An 18382-nucleotide genomic window follows, 5' to 3' on the forward strand; every position below is an offset into this window, starting at 1 on the left:
GGCTGATTTCGGACAGGCCACCGTCATGGTGCTTCCCGCGCAGTCGATCGCAAGATAACGATTACCTCAAAAGTGTTCGGTATCAGCCCATCAGGGGTGTACGTTCGCCGCGGTGGACCAACGAGCCAGGACGTCGCCGATCACCCGCGTTCTGCGAAGAACGTGGTTGCTGCTGGCTGTCTTCTTCGTGGCCCTGGTGGCAACGCTGGGCATCTACCGCCTGCACAGCATGCTCGGCGTGCACCCACTGCCGCCCGTGCGGGTCGCGGCGGACGACGACGTCCCGCAGTTCGCCCCGAAACGCGTGACCTATGAGGTCTTCGGCCCGGCGCCCACCGGAAAGATCGCCTACCTGGATCCAGACGCCAGGGTGCAACGACTAGAAAGCGTGCCCTTGCCCTGGTCGCAGACGATCACGACGCCGCTGCCTTCGGTGACGGTCAACCTGCTGGCTCAGAGCAACAGTGACATGATCGGCTGCCGGATCGTGGTGAACGACGCGGTCAAGGACGAGCGGTCTGAAACGGGTCCGAAAGCGTTGACCTTCTGCCAGGTGATGTCCGCATGACGCCGGTGGACAGCACACCGGCGTCCCGCCCGCCGTTGCTGCCCCGGATGCTGCGCCGGTTCGCGGTACTCATCATCCTGATCTGGCTGGGCCTGACCGCTGTGGTCAATCTCGTCATCCCGCAATTGGAAGTGGTCGGAAAATCGCGGTCGGTGTCGATGAGTCCCGAAGACTCGATTTCAATCCAGACGGTCAAACGCATCGGTCAGTTGTTCCACGAGTTCGATTCCGATTACGCGGTCACGATTGTGCTGGAGTCCGGCAAACCGCTCGGCGACGACGCTCACCGCTTTTATCACGACCTGATCGCAAAGCTTTCCGCCGATACCCGGCATGTCGCCCATATCCAGGACTTCTGGGGCGATCCATTGACGGCGGCGGGGTCGCAGAGCGCGGACGATAGGGCCGCCTACGTCGTCGTGTATCTCCTCGGCAGCGACGAGACAGCGGCGTACAACTCGGTGCACGCCGTTCGGCACACGGTGGAAAGCGCGACGCCACCGAGCGGGCTGAAGGCATATGTCACCGGTCCCACCGCGTTGAACGCCGATCAGGCGGAGGCGGGAGACAAGAGCGTCGCCAGGGTCACCCTGATCACCAGTGTCGTGATCGCGGTGATGTTGCTGTTCATCTATCGGTCAGTGGTCACCATGATTCTGGTTTTGGTGACGGTAGGCATCAATCTCGGCGCGATTCGGGGTGTGGTCGCCTTCCTGGCGTATCACCACGTTTTCGGGCTTTCCACCCTGGCGGTAAATCTGCTGACGCTGCTGGCCATTGCGGCCAGCACCGATTACGCGATATTCATGCTCGGCCGCTACCACGAGGCGCGCTATGCCGGACAGGATCGGGAAACGGCGTATTTCACCATGTTTCACGGGACCACCCACGTGATCCTGGGCTCGGGTCTGACGATTGCCGGCGCCATGTACTGCCTCAGCTTCGCGCGCCTTCCCTACTTCCAATCACTCGGGGCTCCCTGTGCCATCGGCATGCTGGTTGCGGTCCTGGCCGCGGTCACGCTAGGCCCCGCGGTACTGGCCGCGGCCAGTCTGGTGGGACTCTTCGAGCCCAAACGCAGGATGAACACCCAGCGCTGGCGACGGGTGGGGACCGCGATCGTGCGTTGGCCCGGACCCGTTCTCGCGGCCACCTGCGTCGTCGCATTCATCGGCCTGCTGGCCCTGCCCAGCTACCGGACCACCTACGACCTCCGCAAGTTCATGCCCGCCAGCATGCCCTCCAATGTCGGCGATGCCGCGGCCGGACGCCACTTCCAGCAGGCGCGTCTGAATCCCGAGGTGTTGTTGATCGAATCCGACCACGACATGCGCACCCCGGTGGACATGCTGGTGCTGGACAAAGTCGCCAAAGGGATTTTCCACAGCCCCGGCATCGCACAGGTGAAGGCCATTACCCGGCCGTTGGGTACGTCCATGAAACACACGTCCATTCCCTTCATCATCAGCATGCAGGGCGTCACGAATGCCGAAAACATGCAGTTCATGAAGGACCGCCTGGACGACATGGTGGTGCAGGAGCAGGCAATGGATTTATCCATCCAGACCATGCAGCACATGTATGAACTCATGGGTCAGGTCATCGACAACACCGTCGATATGGATCACCTCACCCATGACATGTCGAATATCACCGACGGGCTGCGCGACAAACTGTCGAACTTCGAGGATTTCCTGCGCCCGATTCGCAGCTACTTCTACTGGGAAAAGCACTGTTTCGACATTCCGGCCTGCTGGGCGATCAGATCGATATTCGACATGTTCGACAGTGTCGACCAGCTGAGCGAGAAGCTCGAATATCTAGTCAAGGATATGGATATCCTGGTCTCCCTGCTGCCGCAGATGCGCGCCCAGATTCCGCCCATGATTTCCACGATGACGATCATGCGCGACATGCTGGTGGTGTGGCACGGGACGCTGCAATCGTTCTACAAACAGTCGGAGATCAACAGCAAGGACCCCGGTGCGATGGGCCGGGTATTCGACGCGGCCCAAATCGATGATTCGTTCTATCTTCCGCAGTCTGCTTTCGAGAATCCGGATTTCAAACGGGGCCTGAAGATGTTCCTGTCCCCGGATGGGAAGGCGGCCCGATTTATCATCGCTCTGGACGGTGACCCGGCGACGCCGGCCGGCATCTCTCGCGTCGAGCCGATCAAGCAGGCAGCGACCGAAGCCTTGAAAGGAACCCCCCTGCAGGGCGCCCTGGTCTCCCTGGGCGGCACCGCGGCGACATTCAAAGACATTCAGGAAGCCGCCGTCTACGACCTGCTGATCGCCGGCGTGGCGGCGATCAGTCTCATCCTGATCATCATGATGATCGTCACCCGCAGCGTGATCGCCGCCGCGGTGATCGTCGGAACGGTGCTGGTGTCGATGGGTTCCTCGTTCGGCCTGTCCGTGCTGGTCTGGCAGGACATCCTCGGCGTCGACTTGTACTGGCTGGTGCTCGCGATGTCGGTCATCCTGCTGCTGGCCGTCGGGTCGGACTACAACTTGTTGCTGATTTCGCGACTCAAAGAGGAGATCGGCGCCGGTCTGAACACCGGAATCATCCGCGCGATGGCCGGAACCGGCGGAGTGGTGACGGCCGCCGGCATGGTGTTCGCCGTCACCATGTCGCTCTTCGTGTTCAGCGACTTGCGGATCATCGGGCAGATCGGCACCACGATCGGCCTGGGCCTGTTGTTCGACACCCTGATCGTGCGCTCGTTCATGACGCCGTCCATCGCCGCATTGCTCGGCCGCTGGTTCTGGTGGCCGCAACGGGTGCGCCCGCGCCCGGCCAGTCAGATGCTGCGGCCGCACGGGCCTCGGCGGCTGGTTCGAGCGTTGTTGCTGACGCCGACCGACCGGTCAGCTCAGACGGATCGCCTCAGGGCCCCTTAAGACTCCTGCTGTGCCTCGGGTCCCGGGGCGCCCAGCGCCGCCACCGCGGCGAGGATGGACAACAACAGGACGATCAGGTCCGGCCAGATCGCGGAGCGTTGCTGCGCGAATCCACCGAGGATCCCTCCCAGCACCGCGGACTCGACCGCGACCAGCGTCGCGCAGAAACCGATCAACGTCCCACGGTGCTGAACCGGGGCCATGACGCTGATCCACGAGATCGCCGCGACGAAGACGGCCTGAGCGGCGATGGTCGCCAAGAAGAACACGGTGCCGTACGCCCACAGCTGACTCCACTGCCCGCATGACTCGGCCGCCACGCACAGCAGGGCCGAAGCGGCGCTCAGCACAGCGCTGCCCAGCAACACCCCACGCACGCCGAAGGCGGCGAAGATCTTGCGCCATAGTGTCGAACCGATCACCAGCGCGCCGCTGGAAAGGATGACCAGCACGTGCAGACTGCCGTTGTGGTGGGCGATGCGCAGCGTGTAGAACGTGGTGCCCAGAGCGACCGGAGCGAACAGCAGGTAGGTGACGGCGTACCGGCGAAACCACGGCTGTGACCGGGCGACGGCGAAACCCTGCCGGTAGGTGTCGCGCAACGACAGCCGCGCCGGGACGGAGGTGGATCGCACCGGGCCGACGAACAGCGCCACGACGCCGGAGACGGCGAGTCCCGCGGCGCCCAGCCACAGCAGGTCGCGACGGAACGCCATCTCGTCACCGTGAGCCAGCGCGGGCACCACCAGCAGCGCAACTACCGTCGCCAGCACCGACCCCGTCGCGCCCTGCACCAGTAACAGCTCCCCGCGCCGCACGGCGCACAGTTTGCTGGAGATCATGTCGGAGTAGGCGACGCCAGAGATCGCGATGACGAATCCGCCTCCCGCGCTCGTCGTCAGGAAAACCGCGCCGGCGGTAACCCCGTTCCAGGGGACCACGGCGTCGCAGACGAACAGCGCGGCCGCGCTCACCGCGATGGCCGCCAACAGCAGATGCCGCATCGCCCCTACCCGCTGCAGCACCGCCGGCGACACCGAATTTCCCACGATCGACCCGAGGCCGTATGCCGGAAAGAGCAATGCCGCCGCCCACCCGATGCCCTGGTGTACGCAGATGTACGGCAGCACCACCGCGCCATTGCTGAGCTGCATCCCCGCGGTGTAGAAACTGCCCTGCGAAAGCAGCCGCCCGTACGGTTGGGTCCGTCCCCGAGGCATCACCGCTACCATGCGAAGAGTTTATTGCCGCCTGACCAGGCAAAACCATCCACCGATCGGATGAGGACGGAGGAGCGAGTTGTCCCCCAATCGGTGGACAACCGTAACCGAATTTATACTTGTGTCACATTCGTCACACATTTGATATCGCCACTGAGGGTTTTGACCCGGCCCGGCAGCACGCCCGGCGAATCGCCGGTCCGAGCGGCGGGAAGCACTACAATCTGCCGGATGACCGCCCTGTACGACGATGCCGGACTCACGCTCGATGAGGACGGAATGACCGTCAAGCGCTACTACTTCCCCTTCGCCAACGCGAAGCGGGTCGCCTACTCCGACATCCAGGGCATCAGGCGAGAGAAGATGAGCTGGGCAACGGGCAAGGGCCGGATCTGGGGAGCCGCCGACCCCCGCTACTGGTTCCCGCTGGACCCCCGCCGTGGTCGCAAGTCCACCCTGCTGGTCATCGACGTAGGCCGTCGGGTGCGGGTGTGCATCACACCGGAGGACCCGGCCAAGGTCATCGAAATCCTCAAGGCCAAGGTGAAGGTCTGATCGGCAAAGGTTTGCTGGTCGGGCTCACCGCGGCCAGCGTCGGAGTCATCTACGGCTACGACCTTTCCAGCATCGCGGGCGCGCTGCTGTTCATCGCCAAGGAGTTCGACCTCACCACCCGCCAGCAGGAGCTGGTGACCACCACCGTGGTGATCGGCCAGATCGGCGGCGCGCTGGGCGCCGGTGTGCTGGCCGATGCGATCGGACGCAAGAAGACAATGGTGCTGATCCTCGTCGGCTACGCGCTGTTCGCTCTGCTGGGCGCCTCGGCGATTTCCCTGCCCATGCTCTTGGGCGCGCGGCTGCTGCTCGGGGTGACCATCGGGGTGTCGGTGGTGGTGGTCCCGGTGTATGTGGCCGAATCGGCGCCGGCGGCGATACGCGGGTCACTGCTGGCCGGCTATCAGCTGGCGACGATCAGCGGCCTGATCCTGGGTTACCTGACCGGCTACTTCCTGGCGGAATACGAGAGCTGGCGCGCGATGCTGGGGCTGGCCGCCGTGCCCGCCCTGGTGCTGCTGCCGCTGCTGCTGCGGATGCCCGACACCGCTCGGTGGTACCTGATGCGCGGCCGCACCGATGACGCGCGCCGCGCATTGCTCCGGTTGGAACCCGAAGCCACCGTCGACACCGCGCTGGCGGACATGGCCGCCGCGCTCGCCGCCGACCGCAGCGGCACCGGCGGCTTCTCGGAGATGATCAGGCCGCCGTACCTGCGGGCCACCCTGTTCGTGGTGACCCTCGGCTTTCTGGTCCAGATCACCGGCATCAACGCGATCGTGTACTACAGCCCACGGTTGTTCGCGGCCATGGGCTTTCAGGGCTACTTCGCGCTGCTGGCCCTGCCGGCGCTGGTTCAGGTGGCCGGGCTGGCGGCGGTGGGCACGTCGCTATTCCTGGTGGACCGAGTGGGCCGTCGGCCAATCCTGTTGTCGGGCATAGCGATGATGATCGCGGCCGATGCGGTGCTGATCGCCGTGTTCGCCAGGAATCCCAACGGGCCGCTGGTGCTCGGGTTCGGTGGCGTGCTGCTGTTCATCATCGGGTTCAGCTTCGGTTTCGGCTCCCTGGTGTGGGTCTTCGCCGGCGAGAGCTTCCCCTCGCACCTGCGCTCGAAGGGATCGAGCGTGATGCTCACCTCGAACCTGACGGCCAACGCGATCGTGGCCGGCTTCTTCTTGACGACATTGCACTTCCTGGGTGGCGCCGGCGTTTTCGCGATGTTCGGGGCCTTCTCGATACTCGCGTTCTGGGTGGTGTACCGCTTCGCACCGGAAACCAAAGGCCGCCAGCTCGAGGACATCCGGCAGTTCTGGGAGAACGGTGGCCGCTGGCCCACCGAAGCCTCGTGACGCTGATCCGGGCCGGCACCGTCGTCGTCGGCGGCGAAGTCTGCCGCCCGGGCTGGGTGGACATCGACGGGCCGTCGATCCGTGACTGCGGCGCCGGTACGCCGCCCGCCGAAGCCGACGTCGACCTCCCCGATTCCGTTGTGGTACCGGGATTTGTCGACATGCACGTGCACGGCGGCGGCGGCGCGTCGTTCAGCGACGCCCCCGTTGCGGCCGCACGGTTCCACCGGCGCCGCGGCTCCACCACCACCCTGGCCAGTCTGGTCACCGCCGCCCCCGCCGAATTGCTGTCCGCCGTCGAGCTGCTGGCCGACGCGACCAGGCAGGGGACGGTGGCGGGCACCCATCTGGAGGGTCCTTGGCTCAGCGCGGCGCGTTGCGGCGCCCACGACCCCACCCAGCTGCGGCCTCCCGAGCCCGCCGAGATCGACGGCCTGCTCGCCGCAGCCGACGGCACCATCCGAATGGTCACCCTGGCCCCGGAGTTACCGGGCAGCGACGACGCAATCCGGCGTTTCGTGGACGCGAATGTCGTTGTCGCCGTTGGGCATACCGACGCGACGTACGAGCAGATCCAGCACGCGCTGGCACTGGGCGCCACCGTCGGCACCCACTTGTTCAACGCGATGCCGCCGATGGATCACCGCGAACCCGGACCGGTGCTGGCGCTGCTGCGACACCCGGGGGTGACCGTCGAACTGATAGCCGACGGCGTACACGTCCGCCCCGAGATGGTGGATGCGGTGCTGGGATGGGCAGGCCCGGACCGCGTCGCGGTGATCACCGATGCAACCGCGGCCGCCGGCTGCGGGGACGGTGAGTACCGGCTGGGCGCGGTGCCCGTGGTCGTCGCCGGCGGAGTGGCCACGGTGCGCGGCACCTCCACCATCGCTGGCAGCCTGGCGACGATGGACCAGCTTTTTCGCGCGGTCGCCAGCAGCGCGGGACTGACCGCCGCGGTTCAGGTGACCGCCACGACCCCGGCCCGGACGCTCGGGCTTGACCGGGTGGGCGCCATCCGCGCCGGCAAAGATGCGGATCTTGTTGTGCTGCAAAAGGATCTGCAGGTGAGCGCGGTCATGGTCGGCGGCGCGTGGCTGGATCCCCGGTAGTCGGGTGGCGCGCTTTGATCAGCGCCGGCGTCCGAACAATCGCGAAAGCGTCAGCGCCCCAACGGCTCCCGCCACCATGGCGGCCACCGTCTGGCGCGGGCGCAGACCTTCTTCGACCACGATCCGCGGGCTGATGACCGCCGGCGGCGGCGGGTCGACATGCTTGTCCCGGGGGTCCTCCGGCGCCGCCGTCGCCGCCCACGCGGTGGCGAACAGCAACAACGACCATGTCACGAACGCGAAGACCATCAATCCCAGCACCGGACCGAATGCCGCGCCCGCCGGGCTGCGGACCACCGTCTGCAGGTAGATGGAACCAACCTGCTTGAACACTTCGAATCCCAGCGCGGCCATCAGCCCGGCCCGTACCGAGGTGGAAAAACGCACCGACTCCCGCGGTAGCCGGGCGATCATCCAGGTGAACAGCAGCCAGGTCACCAGTACCGCAACGAGTACGGACACGCCCCGGAAGATCTCGTCGAACACCGAATAGTCCGGTATGTGAAGCCATCTCAGGACGGCCGCCATCGGCCTCTTCTGCCCCAGAGCGCTCAGCAAGACGGTGGCCATCAGCACCAGGAAGGTTCCCACCATCGCTCCCAGGTCGGAGAGTTTGGTGCGCACATAGCCGTCCGGCTCGACGTGCTGCTCCCACATTTCGCTCAGCGCTTCGCGCAGGTGCCACATCCAGCCCAGGCCGGCCCAGGCCGCCGTGGCCAGACCGATCACGCCGACCGACGCGCGCGCATCGATCGCCGAATTGATCAGGTCGACCAACTGCTGTCCAAGCTCGCCCGCGACCGCCGACCGGATGCGGCCGTCGATCGTGTTCAGCAGTGCCGGCCGGCTCGCCAGCACGTATCCGGCGGCCGCGAAACTGACCATGAGCAACGGGAATAACGCGAAGATGGTGTAGTAGGTCAGGCCGGCCGCGAAGAAGGTGCCCTTCTGCGCAGCGAAGCGTTTGTAGGCACGCAGCATGTGGTCGAGCCACGGATGGCGGCTGCGCAGCCGTTCCAGAAAGCCCGGCTTGTCCGTCGGCCTGGTCATGCCGCACCCGGGGCGGTGGCGGCCCAGGCGGTGCTGTACAGCACCAGCACCCAGGTGACGTAAGCGAACACCAGCAGACCCAGCAGCGGCCCGAACGTCGCCCCGGCCACGCTGCGCAGCACCATTCTCAGGTACAGCGAGCCAACCAGTTTGAACAACTCGAACCCGACAGCCGCCATCAGACCGGCCCGCATCGAGGTGGCCACACCAACCGACTCCCTCGGCAATCGAACGATGACCCAGCTGAACACCAGCCAGGACACCAGGAAAGATATCAGCACCGACACGGCTCGGAAAGCCCAGTGGAATACCGAAAGCTCGGGTATGCCAAGTAGTTTCAGTGCCACCTTCATCGGCTCGGCATGGGCCAGGGCAGCCAGCGTCATGGTGGCCACGACCACCGCGAAAGTGCCGACCACGGCGGTCAGATCGGAGACGATGGTGCGCGCGAAGCCCAGTGAGTCCACCTGATGGCCCCAGATCCTGCACAGCGCTTCCCGCAGCCGGTACATCCAGGTCTGGCCCATCCACGCGGCGAAGATCAGCCCGATCACCCCGACGGACGTGTGCGCCGAGATCGCCGAATGCATCACACCGACCAGTTGTTGACCGAGTTCGGGAGACACCCACGACCGGGTGCGGTCGTCGATCGCGTCCACCAGCTCCGGACGGCGCGACAACGCGAAGCCACCCACCGCGAAACCGATCATCAGCAAAGGAAACAACGCGATGAGTGTGTAGTACGTGAGGCCCGCCGCGAACAGGTTGCCGTTGCATGCTCTGAAGTGCAGGAAGGCGCGGATCACATGGTCCAGCCAGCCATATCGGCGCCGAAGCCGGCCGAGAGCCCCCGGCTCGACCTGCTCATCGTGCTTGTTCAGGGCCCACTCATTCCCTTTGCGGAAGGAAACCTAACCGATCGTAGACCCGCTGCAGGGTTTTGCTGGCGACATCGTTGGCACGCTGCGCGCCGGCGGCGAGCACCGACTCCAGTTCGGCCGGATCGGCCGTGAGCTCCTGCACGCGGGCCCTGATCGGGCTGATGTATTCGACGACGGCCTCGGCGGTGTCCTTCTTCAGGTCGCCGTAACCCCGCCCGGCATAGCCGTCGACCAGTGCGTCGATCGCGACCCCGGTGACCGCCGACTGGATGCTGAGCAGGTTCGACACGCCGGCCTTGGCTTGCGGGTCATACCGGATCTCGCGTTCGCTGTCGGTGACCGCCGAGCGAATCTTCTTGGCGGAGCGGGCCGGATCGTCGAGCAGGCTGATCAGCCCGGCGTCGGTGGACGCCGACTTGCTCATCTTCGACGTCGGGTCCTGCAGGTCGTAGATCTTGGCGGTGACCTTCGGAATGAGCACGTCGGGAACTACGAAGGTGTCCGGGAAGCGGCTGTTGAACCGCTGGGCGACGTCGCGCGCCAGCTCCAGATGCTGGCGCTGGTCCTCGCCCACCGGCACCAGGTCAGTGTCGTAGGCCAGCACGTCGGCGGCCTGCAGCACCGGGTAGGTGAACAGGCCGACGGTGGTGGAATCGGCGCCCTGTTTACTCGACTTGTCCTTGAACTGCGTCATTCGCGAGGCTTGGCCGAAGCCGGTGAAGCAGCCCAACACCCACGCGAGTTGGCTGTGGGCGGGCACGTGGCTCTGCACGAAGATGGTGGCGCTGTTCGGGTCGATGCCCAGCGCCAGGTACTGCGCCGCGGTGATCAGGGTGCGGCGCCGCAGCGCTTCGGGGTCCTGGGGAATGGTGATGGCGTGCAGGTCGACGACGCAGAAGAACGCCTCGTACCCGTCCTGCAGCCCCACCCACTGGGCGACCGCGCCCAGGGCGTTGCCGAGGTGCATGGAGTCGGAAGTGGGCTGCACGCCGGAGAAGATCCGGCGGGTTCCGTTAGGGGTGCTCATGATGCCCCGATCTTTTCACGCGCGGTGCAGCGGCGCGGCAACACGGCGGCGCCCGCTCCGGCGAGTGTGACACCACAGTCACGTTCGACGTCGAGCGTGACACCACATTCACGTTCGGCGCCGGCGGGCCGCCCACCCGGGGGCAGCTTGCGGTACCGGCGGTACCGCATTTACTGTCGGAAATATGCGACGTCTGCGTAGACCGTCACCGGCGGGGGCCACCAGAGAACCGATCCACCTAGGACCCACTGACGGGTCCGCGGAGCCGGTCCTGCTCCTGCACCCGTTCCTGATGTCCCAGACGGTGTGGGAGGTGGTCGCCCGCCAACTCGCCGACACCGGCCGCTACGAGGTCTTCGCGCCCACCATGGCCAGCCACAACGGGGGTCCGCGCGCCGGCACCTGGTTCCTGTCGTCGTCGGTGCTCGCCGACCACGTCGAACGCCAGATGGACGAGCTCGGCTGGGAAACCGCCCACATCGTCGGCAACTCGCTGGGCGGCTGGGTCGCGTTCGAGCTGGAACGACGAGGCCGCGCGCGCAGCGTCACCGGCATCGCGCCGGCCGGCGGCTGGACGCGCTGGAGCCTGGCCAAGTTCGAGGTGATCGCCAAGTTCATCCTCGGCATTCCGCTGTTGATTTTCGCCTGGTTGTTCGGGCCGAAGGTCATGCGGGTTCCGTTCAGCCGTCAACTGGCCACGTATGCGATCAGCGCGAAACCCGAGGGCGTCAGCGAACGCGAACTGAGCATCATCATCGACGACGTCGCGCACTGCCCGGCCTACTTCCAGCTGCTGCTCAAGGCGTTGCTGATGCCCGGCCTGCAGGAACTGGCCGAGAACGCCGTCCCGGCTCACCTGGTGATCTGCACCAAGGACCGCATCGTCCCCTCCCCCAGGTTCAGCAAGCACTTCCGCCACCATCTGCCCGATGATCACCAGTTCACCGTGCTGGAGGACGTCGGGCACGTGCCCATGTTCGAGGCGCCGGGGCGTGTCACCGAGGTGATCCTGGAATTCCTCGAGGAAGTCTCGCCACCGGTTCGCGTCCTCGAGCCGCCGGCCGGCTGACCCCGCCTCGCCAGTCGATTTGGCAGGACACAGCAGCAATACGATAAGCTGCGAATCGGTCATGAGCGCCAGCGTCAAGCCCCGGCTTGCTGGCCGGCAACCCTCCAACCGCGGTGGGGTGCCCCGGGTGATGACCAGGTTGAGTAGCCAACGGCTACGCGGCAAGCGCGGGTCCGCCGTGATCGGGCCCCTGAGCTGACAGGGAAACGAGATGCGCATTCTCCTCACCGATACAGCTCTGTCCGCTGTGCCTTTCTTTGCTAACCGCCGTTTCCAGAGCAGAAAGCGATCAGAGTGAGCTCCGACAACGACATCGACCCGACCGCGCAGTGGTCTTTCGAGACCAAGCAGATCCACGCCGGTCAGCGCCCGGACCCGACGACCAACGCGCGCGCCCTGCCGATCTACCAGACGACGTCCTACACCTTCGACAACGTCGCGCATGCCGCGGCACTGTTCTCCCTCGCCGAGCCGGGCAACATCTACACCCGCATCGGCAACCCGACCACCGACGTGGTCGAGCAGCGCATCGCCGCCCTCGAAGGCGGCGTGGCCGCCTTGTTCCTGTCCTCCGGGCAGGCGGCGGAGACGTTCGCCATCCTCAACGTGGCCGGCGCGGGCGATCACATCGTGTCCAGCCCCCGGCTCTACGGCGGGACCTACAACCTGTTCCACTACTCGCTGGCCAAGTTGGGCATCGAGGTCAGCTTCGTCTCCGATCCCGACGATCTGGAGTCCTGGCAGGCCGAGGTCCGGCCCAACACCAAGGCGTTCTTCGGTGAGACCATCTCCAACCCGCAGATCGACATCCTGGACATCCCGGGCGTGGCCGAGGTCGCGCACCGCAACGGGGTGCCGCTGATCGTCGACAACACGATTCCCACTCCCTACCTGATCCAGCCGCTGGCGCACGGCGCCGACGTGGTGGTCCACTCGGCCACCAAGTACCTGGGCGGGCACGGCTCGGCGATCGCCGGGGTGATCGTCGACGGCGGCACCTTCGACTGGACGCAGGGCCGATTCCCCGGCTTCACCACCCCCGACCCCAGCTATCACGGTGTGGTGTATGCCGAGCTGGGACCGCCCGCCTACGCACTGAAGGCCCGGGTGCAGTTGCTGCGCGACCTGGGTTCGGCGGCGTCGCCGTTCAACGCGTTCCTGGTGGCCCAGGGCCTGGAAACGCTGAGCCTGCGCATCGAGCGGCACGTCGCCAACGCCCAGCGGGTGGCCGAGTTCCTGGAAGCCCGCGACGACGTGCTGTCGGTCAATTACGCGGGGCTGCCGAGTTCGCCGTGGCACGAGCGGGCGAAGAAGCTGGCACCCAAGGGCGCCGGCGCCGTCCTGGCGTTCGAGCTGGCCGGCGGCGCGGAGGCTGGCAAAGCGTTCGTCGACGCGCTGCAGTTGCACAGCCACGTCGCCAACATCGGTGACGTGCGTTCGCTGGTGATCCACCCGGCGTCGACCACCCACGCCCAACTCAGCCCGGCAGAGCAACTGGCCACGGGTGTAACACCCGGTCTGGTGCGGTTGGCGGTGGGCATCGAGGGTATCGACGACATCCTGGCCGACCTGGAGCGTGGATTTGCTGCCGCCGGGGTATATAGCGCCTCTAAGACCAGCGACCCGCAGACCGTGGCGGCCTTCTGAGGAGACCTGACATGACGATCTCCGACGTGCCCACTCAGACGCTGCCCGCGGAAGGCGAGATCGGCGTCGTCGACATCGGCCCGCTGAGGCTGGAGAGCGGCGCGGTGATCGACGATGTCCACATCGCCGTCCAGCGCTGGGGTGAGCTGTCGCCGGCGCGCGACAACGTCGTCATGGTCTTGCACGCGCTCACCGGCGACTCGCACATCACCGGGCCCGCCGGACCGGGGCATCCGACCCCCGGTTGGTGGGACGGGGTCGCCGGGCCGGGCGCGCCCATCGACACCGACCGCTGGTGCGCGGTGGCCACCAACGTGCTCGGTGGGTGCCGCGGCTCCACCGGTCCGAGTTCGCTTGCCTGCGACGGAAAGCCTTACGGCTCAAGGTTTCCGCAGATCACCGTGCGCGACCAGGTGGAGGCGGACCTGGCCGCGCTGGCCGCGCTGGGAATAACCCAGGTGGCCGCGGTCGTTGGCGGTTCCATGGGCGGTGCCCGGGCTTTGGAGTGGATGGTCGGTCACCCGGAACGGGTGCGGGCAGGGCTGCTGCTGGCGGTCGGCGCGCGCGCCACCGGCGATCAGCTCGGCACCCAGACCACGCAGATCGCGGCCATCAAGGCCGACCCGAACTGGCAGGGCGGCGACTACTACGAAACGGGTCGGTCACCCGACGACGGGCTGCGGATCGCGCGCCGCATCGCGCACCTGACCTACCGCGGTGAGGTCGAACTCGACCGGCGGTTCGGCAACGACGCCCAAGACGGCGAAGACCCGACGGCCGGCGGACGCTACGCGGTGCAGAGCTACCTGGAGCACCAGGGCGACAAGCTGCTGGCCCGCTTCGACGCGGGCAGCTACGTGGCCCTGACCGAGGCACTCAACAGCCACGACGTCGGGCGCGGGCGCGGCGGGCTGCACGCGGCGCTCACCCGCTGCCCGGTGCCGGCGGTGGTCGGCGGGGTCACCTCCGACCGGCTCTACCCATTGCGGTTGCAGGACGAGTTGGCCGAGCTGCTGCCGGGTTGCGCCGGGGTGCGGGTGGTCAAGTCGGTCTGCGGGCACGACGGCTTCCTGGTGGAATCCGACGCCGTCGGGGTTTTGATCCGCGAGACCCTCGATTTGGCGCTCGCACAGGGCGCGTGTTCGCGGTGACCCGCTCCCGGCGTGACCGCTCCCTGTCGTTCGGCTCGGCGGCGGCCGCCTACGAGCGGGGCCGCCCGACCTATCCGCCCGACGCGATCGACTGGCTGCTGCCCAGCGGTGCGCGCCAGGTGCTCGACCTGGGCGCCGGCACCGGCAAGCTGACCACCCGGCTGGTCGAGCGTGGGCTGGACGTGGTGGCCGTCGACCCGGTGCCCGAGATGCTCGAAGTTTTGACCGCATCGCTGCCCGACACTCGCGCACTGCTGGGCACCGCGGAAGAGATTCCGTTGCCGGACAACAGCGTTGATACGGTACTGGTTGCCCAGGCGTGGCACTGGGTGGATCCGGCCCGCGCGATTCCGGAGGTGGCTCGGGTGCTGCGGCCGGGGGGACGGCTCGGCCTGGTGTGGAACACCCGTGACGAGCGACTGGGCTGGGTGCGCAAGCTGGGCGAAATCATCGGCCGCGACGAGGACCCGCTGCGCGACAGCGCGACCCTGCCCGAGCCCTTCACCGACGCGCAGCGCCACCAGGTGGAGTGGACGAACTACCTGACGCCGCAAGCGCTTATCGATCTGGTCGCGTCCCGCACCTACTGCATCAACTCGCCCGCCGAGGTACGCACCAAGACCCTCGACAAGGTCCGCGAGCTGCTGGCCACCCACCCGGCGCTGGCAAACTCCGCCGGGCTGGCGCTGCCGTACGTCACGGTGTGCGTGCGGGCCACCCTTTCCTGATTGCCCTCGGCCGCGTGCGGCATGCCGATCAATTCGGGGTGCCCAGAAATTGACCGGCACGGCGGTCGCTTTCTCGAAATGGACAACAACTGCCATGTTGTGCCTTTGATAGACAAATGCTGAAATTTGGTTCAGAGTTAATCTCGAAAAGGTAACGTTTGCATTTTATTTCGACAATTGGATCCAGCCAATTTCGGGCTCCGCCGTATGTCGGTCGGCGTCGCGGACATGCCGCGACCGACGACGACGAGAGAGGCGGAGGCCGATGAGCTTCCTAGCGTTGCCGCCGGAGGTCAATTCGGGCCTGATCCTGGCCGGCGCGGGTTCGCAGCCGATGCTGGCTGCGGCGACGGCCTGGAGCGGGTTATCGGATGAATTGTTCATCGCTGCAGATTCTTTCGGTTCCATCGTGGCCGGTTTGACGGCCGCGGCCTGGCAGGGTCCGGCGGCGGCGGCGATGGCGGCCACGGCCCTCCCGTTTCGGAACTGGCTCTCCGCAGTCGCTGCGGAGGCAGGGCAGGCAGCCGGGCAGGCTAACACCATGACCGCGCTGATCGAGACAGTGCGTTCGGCGGTGGTGCCGCCGGTTATGTTGGCGGCCAACCGATCTGAACTGGTCTCGCTCGCTCTGTCGAATCTCTTCGGGCAGAATGCGCCGTCGATTGCGACGGTCGAGGCCGCCTACGAACACATGTGGGCTGCCGACGTGTCTGCGATGTCGGCATACCACGCCGGCGCGGCGGCGGTGGCTTCGGCGCTCACGCCGTTCGCCGAGCCGATGATCAATTTCAGTGCGGGTGTGGCTAATTCGGGCTCAGGGAACATCGGCAACGCCAACCTGGGCATCTTCAATGTGGGCAGCGGGGACGTCGGCGACCTCAACCTCGGCGCCGGTAACGCCGGGAGCACCAACATCGGCTTCGGCAACTTGGGCACGGACAACCGCGGTGTGGGGAACGTCGGCGTCGGGAACGTCGGCTTCGGCAACTCGGGGCTCGGCATGACCGCGGCCCTGAGCAACATCGGCTTCGGGAACACCGGTAGCAATAACGTCGGGTTCGGGAATTCCGGCGTCGGAAACATCGGCTTCGGCAACACCGGTCCGTTCACCATCCCCGGCTTGACCATTGACGAGCTCGGCTTCAGGGTGCCGCTGAGCGGCAGTACCGCCCCGTTCACGATCACCGGTTTCAGCGTGGACAGCTTGGGGGTAAGCCTGCCGCTGCAGGGAAGTACGGACCCCTTCGTCATCCGTGGATTCACCATTCCGCGATTCGATCTCAGCCTGCCGCTGCACGGCTCCACCGGTGACGTGACAATTCCGGGATTCACCATTCCCGGGTTCCCGCTACACGTCTCCCTGGCCGGCGGCCTGGGGTCGATCGAAGTGCCGATCACCATTGCCGGTGGCCCCGGGTACGGAAACTCCACCACCGCACCGTCTTCCGGCTTCTTCAACAGCGGCGCCGGCAGCACCTCGGGTGTCGGAAACATCGGGTCCGCTATTTCGGGCTTCTGGAACCAGGTACCTGACTCGTTGCCCGGAGGACTTTCGGGCTACTACAACGTCGGGCAACTCACCTCCGGCCTGCTGAACGTGGGCAACACCGTCTCCGGCGTCTACAACACCAGCGCCCTGAGTCTCCTGGCACAGGCCTTCGACTCGGGTGTGAGCAATATCGGCCGGCAGCTCTCGGGTTACTTCTTCACCGGTAGCCGCGCTTGAGCAGGTGTTTGGCTCCGGCGTTCATCGCCTCCGGTCCGGCGACGTCGAAACCGAAGGCATTGGCCAGCCGGTTGGTGATGCCGAAGACCAGGGCGACGTTGAGCGCGTCGGTAATCTGCTGCGGAGTAACGCCTTCGGCCAGCGCGGCGCGGATGTCGTCCGGGGTGCAGGGCTTCGTCAACATGCGCAACGTGGCGCGCAGCGGCTCGCTGATGGGTGCGGTGTCCAGGTCTGCGAGGACGGCTTGCACGGTGGCCGGATCACCGTATGCCTGGCTGGATGTGGCGGAGTGCGCGGCGACGCAGAATGAGCACTGGTTGGCCTGAGAGACGACGGCGGCCATCAGCTCGCGGTCGCCGACGGACCATTGCGACGGTCCGCGCATGGCCTCGTGCGTCAGTGGCCCGGCGCCATAGAAGTCGGCGCGGTACAGCGCCAGCTTGACGGCGTCGACCACGGGCTGGCGGGTCATCAGCCGGATCACCGCGAACAGTGCCTTGGTCGGAAGGGAATGGCCCCGGTCCAGGACGGTCAGCCTCATCGGTCCGTCGCCTCTGCGAGAGCGGCCAGTGCGCTGTCGTACTGGCGGCTGGCCTGGCCGACGGCGGCGCAGACGGCGATCTCGAAAATCTGGTCTTCGCTGTACCCCGCGGCCCTGACGGCGGCGACGTCGTCGTCGGTCACCTGGTAGCAGCGGTGGGCGACCTTGTCGACCAGCCTGCTTAGCGGCCCGCTGGGTGCGGTGTTGTCGAACGCGGCCCGGCGCAGCTCAGCGGGTGTGTGCGCGTCGCTGTCGAGGATGCGGGCGATCAGGGCCCGATGCAATTGGCTGATGTCAGTCATCGTGGTCATATTCCCCCTTTCTGTCATGACGACGAATGGCCAGCCACTGATGTGACGAGACCCGCGTGATGACCGAGAATTGGCCGGTGGCTCCGCTCGATGTGAACCCGGCCGAGTTGTCGGCTGCGGGGCAGGAGCTGGCCGGAGACGAGAACGGCCTGGTCGCCGCCCTGTCAGCGTTGACGGCCGGGCTTTCGGGGGTGAATCCCGGCCAAGACCCGCTGGGGCAGGAGTTTGCCCGGGGTTATCGGCGTAGGGGTGGGGGGTTGCTCATGGCGGGCGCGGCGGCGGTCAGCGCGGCTCAGCGCCTGGCGTACGGAATCAGGAAGCAGCCTGGACGACGTCGCGGACGCTATCCCGCCACTCCTTGTGCGCGAGGAGCAAATCTACGAATAGCAGCCGAGTGATATCACCGGCGATAGCACTTTCCAGAGACGGGTGCCACCCGACTCCAGGTACAGAAGTGACGCATGTAACCCCGCACGCGCGACAGCCCCGGCATCAAGCCCATGACAACAGATTCAACATCGGTTGGCCGGCAGCA

At 66.3% G+C, this 18382-nt stretch carries 16 protein-coding genes, 1 pseudogene and 1 riboswitch; of the genes and pseudogenes, 11 read left to right on the forward strand and 6 right to left on the reverse strand.

Going from position 1 to position 18382, the window contains the following annotated elements; all coding sequences use genetic code 11:
• Nucleotides 1–151: 151 nt before the first annotated feature.
• Both AWC08_RS02410 and AWC08_RS02415 read left to right on the forward strand, forming a co-directional pair.
• Nucleotides 152–568 (forward strand): MmpS family transport accessory protein, encoded by a 417-nt coding sequence (locus tag AWC08_RS02410; protein ID WP_069435130.1) that lies wholly within the window; start codon nt 152–154, stop codon nt 566–568.
• The gene (locus AWC08_RS02415) at nt 565–3477 is read left to right on the forward strand and encodes an MMPL/RND family transporter (protein ID WP_085087343.1); all 2913 of its coding nucleotides are present in this window, start codon (nt 565–567) and stop codon (nt 3475–3477) included. Before AWC08_RS02410 ends, AWC08_RS02415 begins: the two co-directional genes overlap by 4 nt.
• 23 nt (nt 3478–3500) lie before the next feature.
• On the opposite strand, the pseudogene AWC08_RS02420 reads toward AWC08_RS02415, so the two are convergent.
• Nucleotides 3501–4709 (reverse strand): annotated as a pseudogene (locus AWC08_RS02420) (MFS transporter); the annotation flags it as partial.
• Between the two features lie 219 nt (nt 4710–4928).
• On the opposite strand from AWC08_RS02420, the gene AWC08_RS02425 reads away from it, so the two are divergent.
• From AWC08_RS02425 to nagA, 3 genes are read left to right on the forward strand one after another with little or no spacing between them, the layout of a single operon-like run.
• Nucleotides 4929–5252, forward strand: a complete 324-nt coding sequence (locus AWC08_RS02425) for a hypothetical protein (RefSeq protein ID WP_065136165.1) — start codon at nt 4929–4931, stop codon at nt 5250–5252.
• A complete protein-coding gene (locus AWC08_RS02430) occupies nt 5252–6604 on the forward strand; it encodes a sugar porter family MFS transporter (RefSeq protein WP_069434922.1) in 1353 nt (450 codons plus the stop codon). Before AWC08_RS02425 ends, AWC08_RS02430 begins: the two co-directional genes overlap by 1 nt.
• The gene (gene nagA / locus AWC08_RS02435; protein ID WP_069434918.1) at nt 6601–7716 is read left to right on the forward strand and encodes an N-acetylglucosamine-6-phosphate deacetylase; all 1116 of its coding nucleotides are present in this window, start codon (nt 6601–6603) and stop codon (nt 7714–7716) included. Before AWC08_RS02430 ends, nagA begins: the two co-directional genes overlap by 4 nt.
• A gap of 18 nt (nt 7717–7734) precedes the next feature.
• Here nagA and yhjD (AWC08_RS02440) read toward each other — a convergent pair whose 3' ends face one another.
• From yhjD (AWC08_RS02440) to trpS, 3 genes are read right to left on the reverse strand one after another with little or no spacing between them, the layout of a single operon-like run.
• Nucleotides 7735–8766, reverse strand: coding sequence for an inner membrane protein YhjD (yhjD, locus tag AWC08_RS02440; RefSeq protein ID WP_069434917.1), 1032 nt, complete (start codon nt 8764–8766; stop codon nt 7735–7737).
• Entirely contained in the window at nt 8763–9647 is an 885-nt protein-coding gene (gene yhjD, locus AWC08_RS02445; RefSeq protein WP_065136162.1) for an inner membrane protein YhjD, read from the reverse strand. The genes yhjD (AWC08_RS02440) and yhjD (AWC08_RS02445) overlap by 4 nt, the downstream gene beginning before the upstream one ends.
• A gap of 7 nt (nt 9648–9654) precedes the next feature.
• Nucleotides 9655–10674 carry a tryptophan--tRNA ligase gene (gene trpS, locus AWC08_RS02450; protein ID WP_065136161.1) on the reverse strand — a complete coding sequence of 340 codons (1020 nt, stop codon included), beginning with the start codon at nt 10672–10674 and terminating at the stop codon, nt 9655–9657.
• A 271-nt stretch (nt 10675–10945) separates the two neighbouring features.
• Between trpS and AWC08_RS02455 the strand changes: the two genes are divergently transcribed.
• The 5 genes from AWC08_RS02455 (at nt 10946) to AWC08_RS02475 (ending at nt 16995) form a co-directional block, all read left to right on the forward strand.
• On the forward strand, nt 10946–11743 hold the full coding sequence (locus tag AWC08_RS02455; RefSeq protein WP_065136209.1) for an alpha/beta fold hydrolase: 798 nt from the start codon (nt 10946–10948) through the stop codon (nt 11741–11743).
• A gap of 57 nt (nt 11744–11800) precedes the next feature.
• A riboswitch (SAM riboswitch) is annotated at nt 11801–11917 on the forward strand.
• A gap of 120 nt (nt 11918–12037) precedes the next feature.
• The gene (locus tag AWC08_RS02460) at nt 12038–13390 is read left to right on the forward strand and encodes a bifunctional o-acetylhomoserine/o-acetylserine sulfhydrylase (protein WP_082986622.1); all 1353 of its coding nucleotides are present in this window, start codon (nt 12038–12040) and stop codon (nt 13388–13390) included.
• Between the two features lie 11 nt (nt 13391–13401).
• Nucleotides 13402–14541: a homoserine O-acetyltransferase MetX gene (gene metX / locus AWC08_RS02465; protein ID WP_065136160.1), complete on the forward strand. Its 1140-nt coding sequence runs from the start codon at nt 13402–13404 to the stop codon at nt 14539–14541.
• Entirely contained in the window at nt 14538–15269 is a 732-nt protein-coding gene (locus AWC08_RS02470) for a class I SAM-dependent methyltransferase (protein ID WP_069434921.1), read from the forward strand. Before metX ends, AWC08_RS02470 begins: the two co-directional genes overlap by 4 nt.
• 265 nt (nt 15270–15534) lie before the next feature.
• Nucleotides 15535–16995 carry a PPE family protein gene (locus tag AWC08_RS02475; protein ID WP_069434916.1) on the forward strand — a complete coding sequence of 487 codons (1461 nt, stop codon included), beginning with the start codon at nt 15535–15537 and terminating at the stop codon, nt 16993–16995.
• Here the strand turns inward: AWC08_RS02475 and AWC08_RS02480 are convergent.
• Entirely contained in the window at nt 16976–17536 is a 561-nt protein-coding gene (locus AWC08_RS02480) for a carboxymuconolactone decarboxylase family protein (RefSeq protein ID WP_069434915.1), read from the reverse strand. The two genes, AWC08_RS02475 and AWC08_RS02480, sit on opposite strands and share 20 nt — an antisense overlap.
• Nucleotides 17533–17847: a hypothetical protein gene (locus AWC08_RS02485; protein WP_232008074.1), complete on the reverse strand. Its 315-nt coding sequence runs from the start codon at nt 17845–17847 to the stop codon at nt 17533–17535. The genes AWC08_RS02480 and AWC08_RS02485 overlap by 4 nt, the downstream gene beginning before the upstream one ends.
• Before the next feature lie 59 nt (nt 17848–17906).
• Here AWC08_RS02485 and AWC08_RS34835 point away from each other — a divergent pair, with 59 nt between their 5' ends.
• The gene (locus AWC08_RS34835) at nt 17907–18245 is read left to right on the forward strand and encodes a hypothetical protein (RefSeq protein WP_142283373.1); all 339 of its coding nucleotides are present in this window, start codon (nt 17907–17909) and stop codon (nt 18243–18245) included.
• The last annotated feature ends 137 nt before the right edge of the window (nt 18246–18382 follow it).

Origin of the sequence: Mycobacterium gordonae (genome assembly GCF_002101675.1) — a bacterium.
GTDB lineage: Bacteria > Actinomycetota > Actinomycetes > Mycobacteriales > Mycobacteriaceae > Mycobacterium > Mycobacterium gordonae.

Bases quoted from the DNA above. Each gene is read 5' to 3' on its own strand.
- AWC08_RS02415 (WP_085087343.1), top strand. From the start codon at position 565: ATGACGCCGGTGGACAGCACACCGGCGTCCCGCCCGCCGTTGCTGCCC.
- AWC08_RS02425 (WP_065136165.1), top strand. From the start codon at position 4,929: ATGACCGCCCTGTACGACGATGCCGGACTCACGCTCGATGAGGACGGA.
- yhjD (WP_069434917.1), bottom strand. From the start codon at position 8,766: ATGACCAGGCCGACGGACAAGCCGGGCTTTCTGGAACGGCTGCGCAGC.
- trpS (WP_065136161.1), bottom strand. From the start codon at position 10,674: ATGAGCACCCCTAACGGAACCCGCCGGATCTTCTCCGGCGTGCAGCCC.
- metX (WP_065136160.1), top strand. From the start codon at position 13,402: ATGACGATCTCCGACGTGCCCACTCAGACGCTGCCCGCGGAAGGCGAG.
- AWC08_RS02475 (WP_069434916.1), top strand. From the start codon at position 15,535: ATGAGCTTCCTAGCGTTGCCGCCGGAGGTCAATTCGGGCCTGATCCTG.
- AWC08_RS02480 (WP_069434915.1), bottom strand. From the start codon at position 17,536: ATGAGGCTGACCGTCCTGGACCGGGGCCATTCCCTTCCGACCAAGGCA.
- AWC08_RS02485 (WP_232008074.1), bottom strand. From the start codon at position 17,847: ATGACCACGATGACTGACATCAGCCAATTGCATCGGGCCCTGATCGCC.
- AWC08_RS34835 (WP_142283373.1), top strand. From the start codon at position 17,907: ATGACCGAGAATTGGCCGGTGGCTCCGCTCGATGTGAACCCGGCCGAG.